The sequence below is a fragment of the Spirosoma aerolatum genome (genome assembly GCF_002056795.1).
Taxonomy (GTDB): domain Bacteria; phylum Bacteroidota; class Bacteroidia; order Cytophagales; family Spirosomataceae; genus Spirosoma; species Spirosoma aerolatum.
This window is the reverse complement of record NZ_CP020104.1, coordinates 3,530,170-3,545,077: the sequence shown is the minus strand read 5'-3', so window position 1 is coordinate 3,545,077 and position 14,908 is coordinate 3,530,170. Positions and strand designations below refer to the sequence as shown.

7 protein-coding genes are annotated in these 14,908 nt (G+C 50.7%); all 7 read left to right on the top strand.

Annotated features, from left to right (window positions below; genetic code table 11):
• The first annotated feature begins 98 nt into the window (after positions 1 to 98).
• Entirely contained in the window at positions 99 to 3,440 is a 3,342-nt protein-coding gene (locus B5M13_RS14260; RefSeq protein WP_080056319.1) for a TonB-dependent receptor, read from the top strand.
• Between the two features lie 27 nt (positions 3,441 to 3,467).
• Positions 3,468 to 5,339 carry a RagB/SusD family nutrient uptake outer membrane protein gene (locus tag B5M13_RS14255; protein WP_080056318.1) on the top strand — a complete coding sequence of 624 codons (1,872 nt, stop codon included), beginning with the start codon at positions 3,468 to 3,470 and terminating at the stop codon, positions 5,337 to 5,339.
• A gap of 325 nt (positions 5,340 to 5,664) precedes the next feature.
• A complete protein-coding gene (locus B5M13_RS14250; RefSeq protein ID WP_080056317.1) occupies positions 5,665 to 7,038 on the top strand; it encodes a 3-keto-disaccharide hydrolase in 1,374 nt (457 codons plus the stop codon).
• Between the two features lie 114 nt (positions 7,039 to 7,152).
• A complete protein-coding gene (locus B5M13_RS14245) occupies positions 7,153 to 8,853 on the top strand; it encodes a hypothetical protein (RefSeq protein WP_080056316.1) in 1,701 nt (566 codons plus the stop codon).
• A 6-nt stretch (positions 8,854 to 8,859) separates the two neighbouring features.
• On the top strand, positions 8,860 to 10,446 hold the full coding sequence (locus B5M13_RS14240) for a glycoside hydrolase family 28 protein (RefSeq protein ID WP_080056315.1): 1,587 nt from the start codon (positions 8,860 to 8,862) through the stop codon (positions 10,444 to 10,446).
• Positions 10,447 to 10,778: 332 nt separating this feature from the next.
• Complete coding sequence (locus tag B5M13_RS14235) at positions 10,779 to 13,109, top strand: GH92 family glycosyl hydrolase (RefSeq protein ID WP_080056314.1); 2,331 nt, start codon at positions 10,779 to 10,781, stop codon at positions 13,107 to 13,109.
• Between the two features lie 193 nt (positions 13,110 to 13,302).
• Positions 13,303 to 14,907, top strand: coding sequence for an arylsulfatase (locus B5M13_RS14230; protein ID WP_080056313.1), 1,605 nt, complete (start codon positions 13,303 to 13,305; stop codon positions 14,905 to 14,907).
• Position 14,908 lies beyond the last annotated feature (1 nt).

The following is a 14,908-nucleotide window of genomic DNA, read 5'->3' as shown; positions in this document are numbered from 1 at the left end:
GCCTTTCTATGGTATTCTTCTATCCAACTAAAATGAAGACAACGGTAATTCATTTGTAACTGTATTTCCCCTATTCCCAATAAACCTGTATAAAACCGATGAAAAATTATGTACAACTGTTTAGGATACCTCCTAAAGTGTATCAGGTCTTTCTGACACAACTAGTATTATCCCTACTTTTTTTTGGAATTTCCGTCGCGCATGATGGCTACGGTCAGGAACTACTTAATAAACGAATTAGCTTAAAAGTTGAGAATCAGCCCGTAAAAAAAGTGCTAAGTGAGATTGAGAAATCAGCTGAGATTCGATTTATTTATAGTTCAAGTCTTATTCGCTCGGAGCGAAAAATAACCCTGAACCTGGATAATTCTACGCTAGGTACTATCCTGGAAAGCGTGTTAAAACCGCTTCAGCTTGACTACAAAGTTCTGGGTAAACAGATCGTTCTGAATCGGGCCGAAATCAAAACCGGCTTGATCCAAAATCAGCCTACTGAGTTACCCGTAACCAGTGTTGCCGAAATTCCCGTTAAAGGCAGCGTTAAGGACGAGAAAGGCGAACCCATCGTTGGTGCCAGTGTCATCATAAAAGGATTGACGAAAGGAACGACAACGGATGCCGATGGAAAATTTTCGCTTACCGTTGCGGACAAAAGTGCGGCTCTCATTATCAGTTTTATTGGCTATGAAACCCAAAGTGTTCCGGTTGGCAATCGGTCAATGTTTGATATTATTCTGAAGACCGATCTGAAACAACTGGATGAGATTGTGGTAGTGGGTTATGGCGAAATCAAAAAAACGGATTTGACGGGTGCCGTTGCGTCGATCCAGTCAAAAGATATTGTTCGCGCCAACCCGGTTGTCGCTGCCCGCGCCATTCAGGGTCAGGTAGCAGGTGCCACCGTAACCAAGTCGAGCAATAAACCCGGCGCCGGGTACAGCATCACCATTCGCGGTGAAAATACGATCAACAACTCGACGGAACCACTGGTGGTGATCGACGGATTAATCGGGGGCGATTTGAATAACCTGAACCCGAACGACATTCAGTCGATGGACGTCCTCAAAGATGCCTCATCAACCGCCATTTACGGGGCCAGGGGAGCAAACGGCGTAGTTATCGTAACGACTAAGAAGGGGTTATCGGGTAAGCCCCGCGTGAGTTACGATAGTTACATCGGCATAAAGACGCCCGCCCATATTCCCCGCCTGATGAATGCGCAGGAATTTTACAAAGCGACGTATACCGACCGTGTGCTCGAAGGCGCTACGGGGGCCACATTCACCGCTGCGGAACTGGACAATATTAAAAGTGGACGAAGCACCGATTGGGTCGATTTGATTACCCATCCCGCCGTTCAGACGAGTCAGAACCTGAGCGTATCGGGTGGTAGCGAAAAAACAACCTATCGATTTTCGGGCGGTTATCTGAACGAAAACGGAAACGTGCTGTATACGGGGTTTAAACGATATAACCTGAACGCGGGTCTGGATAGTAAGCTGGGCGAACGGGTGAAGGTTGGGTTCACGTCGTATTTGACCTACAGCAATCAGGATGTGGGTTCTCAGGAATCGTTACGGGGAGCTTACCGCGCCCGTCCAACTGGAACCGTTTATTTTTCAGACCTGGCCAATCCGTCTGAAAACTCGGATTTTAACATCGACGGCTATGCGTACTGGATGGGTATCAACGACAAGCAGGTGCCTAACCCATTGGTCGATGTTGAACCGGCTAATTCCAAATTACAGACGACAATTATGAACGCGCTGGGGAATGCCTATGCCGAAGTGTCTATCGTAAAAGGATTAACGTTCCGCTCGTCGTTGTCAGCCTCCTACAGCGCTACCAAAATCGGTGACTTTCGCGGGCAATGGTCAAAATCACAGATCGGCACCAAACCCAGAGCGCAGTACGATAACCGTACCATGGGCAATTACACCCTCGACAACATTGTCAATTACAACCTGGATATGGGCAAGCATAAGCTGACGGTTACGGGGCTGCAAAGTGCTTTTTATCAGCGCAATGAAACCTACACCATCGCAGCCAAAGACCTGCCCTATGCGTCGGATTGGTATGCCTTGTCCACAGGTACCGTTACGTCCTATGCCAGCTCGCTTACCGAACGCTCCCTGCTGTCGTTTATGGGGCGGATCAACTATACCTTCAACGACAAGTATTTGCTGACCGTAACCGGCCGTTCCGATGGTGCTTCTCAACTGGCCGAAGGAAATAAATGGGCGTTTTTCCCCTCGGTAGCGTTGGCCTGGCGCATGGGTGATGAGCCGTTCATCAGTAACCTTAATGTGTTTTCGAACCTGAAAATGCGGATCAGCTATGGACAGGTAGGCAACTCGACGGTGGCCCCATACAGCACCCAGGCAGGGCTGATCAATACGGGCTATGATTTTGATGGTACGGCGGCTTATGGCTTTGCACCCGCTAACCTGGCCAATAAAGACCTCAGATGGGAACGCAGTAAAGAGTTCAACCTCGGTATCGATTTCGGTTTCTTTAAAAACCGCATTGCAGCCTCGCTGGAATTGTACCACCGCAAAACGGTCGACTTGATTCTGAACCAGAAAATACCCACCGTTACGGGCTTCAACCAGGTCGTTACCAACGTAGGGGTCATTGAGAATAAAGGTATCGAACTGACCCTCAACACGGTAAACATTAGTAAGCAGAATTTCAACTGGAACAGTACGTTCGCCTTTACCCTGAACCGAAATAAACTGCTGTCGTTGTATGGCGATGGTCAAACGGTCGATAAGGGGAACAAACTCTTCGTCGGTTATCCAATCAAATCCAATTTCGATTACCAGTTTGCGGGTATCTGGCAAACGGCCGATAAAGATCTGGCGCTGAAATACAAGCAGGAGCCCGGCTCTGTTCGTGTAGTCGACCAGAACAACGATGGGCAGATTTCATCGACCGATGCCATCGACGACCGGGTCATTCTGGGCACCCAGCTCCCCAACTGGATTCTGGGCGTAACGAACCGATTCAAATACAAAAACTTCGACTTTTCGTTTTTCACCTATTATCGCAACGGGGTGCAGTATAACAACAGCACCTTATCGGGTACGTTCGGCGAAATGAACAACACCCGGTATAACAAACTGGCTTCCCTCGATTACTGGCGTAGCGATAACCCGTCCAACACCTATTTCGGTGTTGTAGCCGCTAACCCGTACCGGAGCGCCATCAACTATCAGGATGCCAGTTTCTTACGCATTTCAGATATTACCCTTGGCTTCACCCTACCCAGGTCTTTGATCGATAGCTGGAAAATTTCAAACGCCCGTATCTATACGCAAATCCTGAACCCGATTGTTGTTACCAAGTTCACGGGTTTTGACCCCGAATTCAATTCGGCCATCTATCAGGATGATGTTCCATCGGCAGTCTACACACTAGGCGTCAACTTCAGCTTCTAACCTTGTATCTAATCTTCGAACAGAGCGATGAAATCATTAGTCAATAAACGGTTTACGTCTTTCGCCCTTGCCCTGATGTGTACAGTGCTGGCAGGTTGCAAAGAAGATTTTCTGGATGAAAAACCCGTTACTACCTTAACCACCGACGTATACTATGCCACGGAAGCGGGCTTTGAGGACTTGGTCCGGGCTTGCTATCCGTTGCTGCGAAACATCCATCAGGCCCGAACGCTGGTGCTGAACGGCACCGATATTTTTTCTCAATCGGGCTTTAGCGATCCCAAGTTTGCTACCCTCTCCACCAGTCCGCTGGAACATTACGATGTACGACTGAATGCGAGCCTGGCCGACTTACAAACCCTCTGGACGCTGCTCTACGCCGAGATCGCCCGGACCAATACGGTGATGAGCCGAGCCGATGGCATTACAACGATGGCCCAGGCAACTAAAGACGCCCGCATTGGTGAAGCCAAGTTTCTGCGTGCCTTATGCTATTTCTACCTGGTTCAGCAATGGGGGGATGTACCAATGCCGTTAACCGAGCAAACTACTGCCAGCAAAGAAGCGAAACGGGTTGCCTCAGCCGATATTTACAAACAGATTCTCAGCGACTTGCAGGATGCCGAAAGCAAGCTTCCAGTAACGGCATCGAACTATGGACGGGCCACCAAAGGAGCCGCTCAGTTTTTGCTGGCCCGTGTGTACCTGACTCGTGGCTGGAACTTCAAAAATGCGCTGGGCGGAACGGCCGCCGATTTTGATCTGGCCCTCCAATATGCCGACAAAATAATTGATGCCTACCCGCTGGCTGCTACGTACAGTGCGTTATTCCCACAGCATTCGGAAAATCCACTGAAGCAATATACAGGTGCCCAGAATGACAAAAATGCGGAGATTGTCTTTGCGGTACAGTACAACACGGATGTTCTGACCAATAAAACCGACCCTTCGTTTACCCAGGATGCCGCTGGCGGCAGCAACCTTCATTCGGTATTTGGCGGTAGTGGTGAAGGCTATCCAGGTACGAAAGGGCGAACGTCTGACTACAATCGCCATCAACCATTCCACGTCACCAATCCGGCTGCGTATCGATTATTTGACCCTGACAACGATTCTCGTTACGACTGGAATTTCGTTGAGGTCGGTTATGCCCTACAGGCCGTTTCGGGTTTTAAGCCACTGCCTACGACCAATGCGAACCTAAAAGTTGACATCAAAGCCGGGGATACGGTGGTGTATTTCCGCCCCTGGAACAAACCCGCCCTTACCCTGGCCGAACGCGGTATCGATTATGGGGGCAAAAAGAACTATTCGGTCGTAAATCTGGATGAGTACGGTGGGGGCTACGGCTTTATCAACGGCAGCGCTGTAAACGTCAGCGGTTTCCCCGGCGACTACCCCATGATGTGGAAATTCTGGCAACCGGGCATCCCCTATGGCGACGCGTATGGTACGCTCAACGAAATCGTCTTCCGGTCGGCCGAAGCCTATCTGATTGCGGCTGAAGCCATTGTAAAAGGAGCTAAAAATGGTAAGCTGGGCACTGCCGATGTATATTACAACAAAGTACTGGATCGAGCATTGACCAAGAAAGGCATCGATCCCCAATGCGCCAAGGCCCCGGAAAATCTAAAATCGCTGGAAACGGTTTCATACCGCGCTACCCCTGCCAACATCAGCATCGACCTGATTCTGGACGAACGCGCCCGCGAACTGATGGGTGAGTACAATCGCTGGTTCGATCTGAAGCGTACCGGGAAACTGGTTGAACGGGTCAAAAAATATAACCCCTGGGCCGCCAAAAGTGCGTCGATCACCGATAAACACTATTTACGGCCGATTCCGCAGAGTGAAATTGACTTGTCGTATCCGCCAATGCCCCAAAACGAAGGCTATTAAACTGGCCATTTAGCGTATTGTCCACAGAGGTACAGAGATTATACAAAAGGTTGGTTGAGTGTCATAACGCTGGATCTCTGTGGACAATCCCCTGCATTTCTTACCCTGTTTTGCCGCTTCTCAGGTCAGAAACCAGGACGGAACTCATAGCCATCCGATTCCAGACCGCCTTTGCGGAAACGGCCACAATTCGGGAGGGCTGGACTAGTTCATTTGAACTCCAGCCGTCACGAATGATTCAGAAAGGGGGAGAATTTTCTTTCTCTTCCCCTTTTTTTGACCTATCTACAACTACCCCTTCTTCCACTGTCTTAGTATATCCGCTATGCTGAAGCATCGTCTTCTTATTTCTTTAGTTGTACTATCCACCATACCCTCCTTTGGTCAGGCCAGGTGGAAAGACCTGTTCAATGGAACAGACCTGAAAGGCTGGGTCAAACGCAACGGCAATGCCGACTACAAGATCGTTGATAAAACCATTGTGGGCGTTTCGCAGCTTAATACGCCTAATACCTTTCTCTGCACCGAAGAAACCTATGGCGATTTTGTGCTGGAAATGGACGTCAAAGTCGAAAAAGGGCTCAATTCGGGCATTCAGATCCGAAGCCTGAGCGACCCCAACCAGAATAACGGGCGCGTTCACGGTTATCAGGTCGAAATCGACCCCGGCAACCGCGCCTGGAGCGGGGGTATTTACGACGAAGCCCGTAGTGGCTGGCTCTATCCGTTGTCGATCAACCCGAAAGGGCAAACGGCTTTCAAAAGTGGGCAATGGAACAAATACCATATCGAAGCCATTGGTCCTCACCTCAAAACCTGGATCAACGGCATTCCCTGCGCCGATGTCTGGGACAATCAGACAGCTCGCGGATTCATTGCCTTACAGGTACACCAGATTAAACGTCAGGAGCAAAACGGGCTAACCGTTCAATGGCGAAACATCCGAATTGCCACCGAAAATCTGCCGAGTGTTACCATAAAGGGCGGTGACGCCATTCAGGAGGTGAGTTACCTGCAAAACCAGTTGACCGAACGCGAGCAGAAACAAGGCTGGAAACTTCTGTGGGATGGCAAAACGTCGAACGGCTGGAAACTGGCGAATGCCGATAATTTCCCAACGGCAGGCTGGGCCATGCAGGATGGCGTACTGAAAGTGTTGGGCTCCAAGAAAGACAGCGTCCGCAAAGGGGGGGATATTGAAACCGTGAAGGAGTTTGCCAATTTTGAACTGGAGCTTGATTTCAAACTCACGACCGGGGCCAATAGCGGGGTGAAATACTTTGTGGTCGATGATCCGAAGAAACGCCCCGGTACGGGCGCTGGGCCGGAATACCAGATTCTGGACGATAAAGTCCATCCCGACGCCAAAGAAGGTGTCAACGGCAACCGCACAACCGCTTCGCTCTATGACCTCATAACAGCCGAAAACCTTTCGGAAGGCGGCACTGATAAACGCATGAATGTGCCCGGCAAGTGGAACAAGTTACGTATTGTTGCCAAAGACGGACACGTTGAGCATTGGCTGAATAACCTCAAAATGGTGGAGTATGACCGGCATTCGCAGATCTTTCGTAATCTGGTGGCCAAGAGTAAATACAACACCTACCCCAACTTTGCACAGGCCCCCGCCGGACACATCCTGTTTCAGGATCACGGGGATGAAGTGCAGTTCAGGAGTATCAAGATCAGAGAGTTATAAGATCGCTTTTGTCTACTTTTTGTCATCCCGACGCAGGAGGGATCTCAAGCTTTTCGATGGTATGCAATAATGAGATCCCTCCTGCGTCGGGATGACAAAAAAAATCCATAGTTCATGAACCGAAGAAATTTTATAACCCTTGGAGCAAGCACCCTCGCCATTACTCCAATGCTAGGTTTCAAGGGCTTTGCTCGTACAAGTCAAACCAAACCCGCCTGGCTCCTCGACTGGATTACGATCAATGACCAGCAACTGGCCAATTATAAGCCGTTAAAGGTTACAGACCCGGCCAATCGGTTTGTGGGTGGCTACATGAACGATTACGAAATGCCCAATCCGCATACCACCAGCGGCTTCCTGATGAAGGCCAGTATGTTGTTTGCAACCCCGGAATCGGTTCATTACCAGTCAAAAGAGGTATTACAGGAAATTGAAGCAGCCGCCAGGGCATTACTGAACATGCAGCACGACGACGGCACCATCGATTTGCTGGATACCAACTTTCACTCAACGCCCGATACTGCATTTGTGCTGGAGAATATTGTTCCAACCTATAAGTTTCTGAAGCCCTTTAAGGGTACAGAGTCGGCAACCGATGCCATTAAAGCCTTTCTAACAAAGGCTGGAAACGCCCTCACGGTCGGCGGCATTCACACACCCAATCACCGCTGGGTAGTGTCGGCCGCATTAACCAAACTCAATGAGTTGTTTCCTGACCCGCGCTATACCAAACGCATCGATCAGTGGCTGGCCGAACACATCGATCTTGACCCCGATGGGCAATTCAACGAAAAGAGTACGAATACGTACTCGCCCGTTGTCGACCGTTCATTAATCATCATGGCCCGTGGCTTGAACAAATCCGAATTGGTTGAACCCGTCCGCCGAAACCTGATGATGACGCTCTACTATGTTCACCCCAATGGCGAAGTCGTCACCGAAGCCTCCAATCGGCAGGATAAAGGCACCATTGGTAACATGTCGCGGTATTATTACTGCTACCGCTACATGGCCCTACGCGACAATAACGGCGAAATGGCTGCCATGTGCCGACTCATTGAACAGACCTGCCCGAAGGAGCAACTGGCCGGATACCTCGATTATTTCCTGGAAGACCCAACCCTCTGGAAAGAGCTACCTGCCAGCAAACCCATGCCTACCAACTACGCCAAAGCCTTTCCGTATTCGGGCGTAGTACGCATTCGGCGTGGCAACTGGGACAGCACCCTCCTATCGAACAACGCAACCTGGCTTACTTTCCACAAAGGCAATGCGGTGTTACAGGGTATGCGTGTTGCCGCTTCGTTCTTCGGAAAAGGCCAGTTTCAGACCGAAAAGATTGAACAGGAGGGCAATAGCTGGGTTATGCGCCGGACGTTGGATGGCCCCTACTTCCAGCCGCTCCCTGCCGATAAGATCGACCCCAACGGCGACTGGGATAAAATGCCTCGAACAAATCGCCAGCAAAGCGAAGTGCAGCGATTTGAAACGGTAGTGAAAGTAACGGAAGTAGCCAACGGCCTCGAAATCGAGGTTACTATGAGCGGAACGGAGTATGTCCCCGTTGCTCTGGAGTTGATTTTCCGGCCGGGGGGAACCCTGTCGGGCGTTGCTAAACATCCAAAACGTGACAACTCGTACCTGCTTTCGGGAGAATCAGGTACGTATACCGTTGGCTCCGATAGCATTCAGTTTGGCCCCGGCAAAGCCGAACATAAAGGCGTTCAGTTGCGCGGAGCGTTACCGGCAATGGACGCGCCAACGGTTTATCTGACTGGCTATACGCCCTTTAACCACCGTATTTACCTACGTTAGCTCTTCATGAAAACTCACTACCTACTCTTACTTGGCTTGTTACTGTATGCAACCGATGGTTTCAGCCAGCGCAAAGACTATCGGATAACCGCTTATGGGGCCGTAGCCGATGGCGAAACCAACAATGCGGCTGCTATCCAAAAACTCATCGACAAGGTTTCTTCAACGGGCGGTGGTCGTGTCATTGTCCCCGCCGGGAACTTCATGATAGGTTCTATTTACCTCAAATCCGGTGTTGAGCTTCATATTGAGAAAGGAGGACGGCTACTTGGCTCCACCAAACGCAACGACTATAGCAATAAACCCAGTCGGCCCGCCCTCATTTCGGCGTTGAACCAAACCAACGTAGCCATCACAGGGCAGGGTGTCATCGACGGGCAGGGTCAGGAACTCATGCTCGACATTTTTAAGCTGCTGCGCAGTGGTGAAATGGTACAGGACACAATCTGGCAGGTGAAACGCCCCAACGACCGGGTGTTCCTTGTGTTTATGCTTGGGTGTACGGGCGTACGGATTTCAGGGATCAGCCTCAAGAATTCGTCGGAGTGGGTGCAGGACTATCGGCAGTGTACCAACGTAACCATCGACCGCATGACTGTGCAGAGTACCGCCTACTGGAACAACGATGGTCTGGATATTACCGACAGCCGGAACGTTCGGATCACCAACTGTTTCATCAATGCCTCCGATGATGCCATTTGCCTGAAATCAGAGAATCCAGCTATGGCCTGCGAAAATGTCACCATCGATAGTTGCATTCTTCGGTCAAGTGCCAACGGGTTTAAACTGGGGACGGCCTCACACGGCGGTTTTCGGAATATTAAAGTCCGCCACCTGACCGTTTTTGATACTTACCGCTCGGCCATTGCGCTGGAGTCGGTCGATGGGGGAGCACTCGAAGGTATCGACATTCAGTATGTCAACGCCAAAAATACCGGAAACGCCATTTTTATCCGCCGGGGCCACCGTAATACCACTGGCCATGTAGGTACGTTAAAAGGCGTGTATATCGCCCACGTTACGGTCGAAACGCCCCTCCACAAACCCGATCAGGGCTACCCGATTGAAGGCCCACCCGACCACCTGCACCCCGGCGAAGACAAGATGCCCAAACGGCCATCCAGTTTCCATATTTACGGGCATCCGTGGTTGCCCTACAACTTAATTCCTTCGTCCATCGTCGGTATCCCCGGTTACCCCGTTCAGGATGTCGTTCTCGAAGATATTACCATCACCTATGGCGGTCGGGCCGATAAAAACATTGCCCACATTCCGCTCGACAAGGTCACCTCCGTACCCGAAAACGAAGCCAATTACCCCGATTTTTCGATGTTCGGTGAGTTACCGGCCTGGGGTTTTTATATGCGCCATGCCGAGGGGATTCAATTTAAAAATGTGCGCTTACAGTACAAGGAGGCAGATTTTCGGCCCGCTGTCGTCCTGGACGATGTCAAGAATACAACGCTGACGGATGTGCAGATTCCAACGGCCAAAGAGATGCCTGTTATCCTGTTCAATAATTCGACGAATGTTAGTACGCATAACCTAAAACTGCCCGTTGAGGAGGCTAAAGGAATTTTGAAGGCGAATTGAAACTGTTTAAGTGCTGAAGTACAAATAGTTTAGGGTATTCTACAAGGGCGCTTTTGTCATGCTGACGAAGGAAGCATCTTTGGTAGGTGAATAAATAGCCGCACCCGAAGATGCTTCCTTCGTCAGCATGACAAAAGATAACCTAATGTATTTTCAATGCCCTACTTAACCTTTTTAATTCTATGATATGCTGAATTTGTTTTTTTGTCATTCCGACGAAGGAGGAATCTCAACTTCACTTATTAGTCAGGCCTGAGATTCCTCCTTCGTCGGAATGACAAAAATAGGCAAAACAAGCCTAAACAGATCACCATAATCAATTGGTTTTCAACATGAAAAGATTATACACCTGTCTACTCCTTACCGGGCTGGCCCTACAGGTTCAGGCGCAGAAATCGGCAAAGCAGCCAGTTGACCTGGTGAACCCAATTGTGGATGCGGCTAATTCGCGCTGGTTCTTTTTCAACTCGGCGAGTCGCCCGTTTGGCATGGTCAATTTAAGCCCCGACAATGCGGTTAATGCCGACTGGGGCGCAGGCTATCGCTACCACCTCGATAGTATCAAGTGCTTTAGCCATATTCATGGCTGGCAGTTGTCGGGCGTGCCTGTGCTGCCCACAACCGGGGCCTTTAAAGGGCATCTGGGAGCCGATCAATACGGATCGCGGTTTTCGCATCAGAAAGAAGTAATCAAAGCGGGCTATCACAAAGTCGTACTGGATGCATATGCCATCACCGCCGAACTAACCTCAACCACCCGCGTCGGCTTTCATAAATACACCTTCCCGGCTGCCGACCAAAGCCATATCCTGTTCGACTTCGCTACGTTTCTGGGCCCGTCGGAAACGCAAAAGGGTTTCGTAAAAAAGATCAGTAATCAGGAAATTGAAGGCTACGCCATCATGGCCCCGACCGTTCGACGGCCTAAAATCCTGCCCGTTTATTTTGTGGCTGTTTTCGACAAACCGTTCGACTCGTTTAATGGCTGGCGTAAAGGTCAACTCGAAAAGATCGACAACCAGATCGAAGGCGAACGCATCGGCGCGTATGTGAGCTTTAAAACCAAAGCGGGTGAGGTACGGAAGATGAAAGTTGCCATTTCGTACGTCAGCGAAGAGCAGGCCCGGCTTAACCTCAAAACCGAACTGCCCCACTGGGATTTTGAAAAAACGGTGCAGGATAGCCGCACCGATTGGAATAACTGGCTTAGCAGAATCGAGGTGGAAGACGGCTCCGATACTGTCCGCAGCCGCTTTTATACCGATCTCTGGCACGCCCTGCAAGGTCGCCGGATTATCTCCGACGTCAATGGCAAGTACTCCGACATGACCGGGCCAGAACGCCGTATTCGGCAGATTCCGCTGGATGCCAACGGCAAGCCCAGGTTCAACCACCACAACTCCGACTCGTTTTGGGGAGCGCAGTGGACCATCAACACCCTCTGGCATCTAGTCTACCCAGAGGTCACCGAATCGTTTGTGAATTCAATGGTGATGATGTATCAGGATGGCGGACTCATTCCGCGTGGCCCGGCGGGTGGCAACTACACCTACGTAATGACTGGGGCCGCTACTACGCCTTTCATCGTGAGTGCTTATCTGAAAGGCATTCGGGGTTTCGACATCGAAAAGGCTTACGAGGGAATGCGGAAGAACCACTTCCCCGGTGGCATGATGAGTAAGGCGGGTTACGAACATAACACCTTCAAGGGCGGGGGCATCGAATACTACATCGAACGGGGTTATGTGCCACACCCGCTCAGCAAAACCCGCTACGGCTTCCATCAGGACGGTTCCACGCAAACGCTCGAATACGCCTATCAGGATTATACCCTGGCGCAAATGGCTAAAAAATTAGGCAAAACCGACGACTATACACTATTTATGAAGCGGTCGGAGAACTACAAAAACGTCTGGAACCCGGACATTGGCTGGATGTGGAACCGAACCCTGGACGGCAAATGGGGCGAACCCGTCGATATTCTGCGCTACGATAATGGGTGGGAAGAAGGTAACGCGGCTCAATACACCTGGTTTGTACCACACGACGTACCGGGCTTAATCAACCTGATGGGTGGCAAAGAAGCCTTTACCGCCAAGTTGAACAGCTCGTTTGAAAAAGCGCAGAAACATGATTTTGTATCAGGCAAATCGCACGACAAAGAAACCCAGGAACAGTATCGCCGGGTATTTATCAACTACGGCAACCAGCCCAGTATTCAAACGGCCCACCTCTTCAACTACGCCGGTTCGCCCTGGCTGACGCAGTACTGGACTCGGCAAATTATCGACAAGGTATACAGCGGTATCTCCCCCGATGCGGGCTACAGTGGCGACGAAGATCAGGGGCTAATGGGTAGCCTCGCGGTTCTGCTCAAAACTGGCCTTTTCTCGACCAACGGCGGCACATCGCCCGAACCGTTTTACGAGATCAGCAGCCCTATTTTCAACAAAATCACGTTTAAGCTCAACCCAGCGTATTATAAAGGAGGTCAGTTTGTCATTGAGACAACGAATAACTCAGCCCAAAACCTGTACATTCAGTCAGCTCAGTTGAACGGAAAGTCGCTCAACAGCCCCTGGATCAAGCACGAAACCGTAGTGAACGGAGGAAAACTGCAACTCACAATGGGCCCACAACCGAATAAGGCATGGGGAAATTGACGGCAGCGGCCGTCCGTCCCACCCCCTCTCCTGAAACCAGGAGAGGGGAGGCTTACCAGACGCTTTTGTCAATCTCAAATAAACTTCTTTAACTGCATTTCAAAGTTTTTTTAACAAATACAAGTTAGCTGTTCACGTCTCCCCTCTCCTGAAACCAGGAGAGGGGCCGGGGGTGAGGTCAACGCGATAAAACATGAAACGCATACTTAACAACCGACTCACAGTGGTCTCCCTATTTTTTGGGTTACTGATGCTGAGCACCCTCCTTTCCTTCCGAAACCCGAAAGTCGTGGAGCAACGGCCTAATATCATCTTCATTCTGGCCGACGATATGGGGTTTTCGGACATTGGCTGCTATGGCGGAGAAGTCAGCACACCCAACTTGGACCAGTTGGCGGCTAATGGCATCAAACTGCGCAGTTTTTACAACAATGCCCGCTGCTGCCCCACCCGTGCCTCGCTGCTCACCGGGCAATATCCACATACGGCCGGGATGGGCCTGATGGTAACGATGCCTAATGCGCCCATTCAGCCGGGGAGTTATCAGGGTTTTCTGGACGACCGTTACCCAACCATCGCCGAGCGACTAAAACCGGCTGGCTACAGCACGTACATGGTTGGCAAGTGGCACGTTGGCGAACGTCGGCAGCATTGGCCCCTCACCCGTGGTTTCGACCGCTATTTCGGGCTAATTTCTGGGGCATCAAGTTATTACGAGATCATCCCCGCCGAAAAAGGGAAACGCTTCATCGTGGAAGACGACAAAGAATTTACCCCGCCCGCCGACGGCTTTTACATGACCGACGCCTTTACGGATCACGCCGTCCAATACCTGAATGAGCAAAAACAGCAACAGGCCGACAAACCCTTTTTTCTGTATATGGCCTACACGGCTCCGCACTTCCCGCTACATGCCTATGAGTCGGATATTGCGAAATACGAAAAGCTCTATGCACAGGGCTGGGATGTGATTCGGGCCAACCGCTACCAACGGATGCAGAAGCTGGGATACGCCGACAAACGCTACCCGCTTACACCCCGCCCGGCTGATATTCCCGACTGGAATACGGTGACCGACAAAGCTCAGTGGGTTCGTAAAATGGCGGTGTATGCGGCTATGATTGACCGGATGGACCAGAACATTGGGCGACTCATTAAAACCCTGAAAGCCAACGGCCAGTACGAGAATACGCTCATCGTCTTTATGTCGGACAACGGCAGTTCCAACGAAAATATGGAAAGTCGCAAACTCAACGAGCCCAACAAAAAGATTGGCGAAAAAGGCTCTTACGTTACCTACGACACGCCCTGGGCCAACGTGTCGAACACGCCCTTTCGCAAGTACAAACGCTTTCTGCACGAAGGCGGTATGATTACGCCCTGCATCATACAATGGCCACGCGGCATTCGTCCAACGACTGGCTATGTCGAAGGCGTTGGGCATATTATGGACCTGGTGCCTACCAGCCTCGAACTGGCTGGATTACCAGCCAAAGACCTGTCGGGCAACCCGTTGCCCGGAAAAAGCCTGTCGTACCTGTGGGCTACAAACAAGGCCGTTTCGCGTACCTATTGCTGGGAGCACGAAGGCAACAAGGCGATCCGCAAAGCCGACTGGAAGTTGGAAAAAGACACGGAAGATGCCGATTGGGAACTGTATAACCTAAAAACTGACCCTTGCGAGATGAAAAACCTCGCCCAACAAAGGCCGCAACTTGTGACCGAATTACGAACCGAGTTTGATGCCTGGGCCCAAAAAGTGGGTGTCCGCGAACGACCCGCTGGCAAGAGCGAATAAG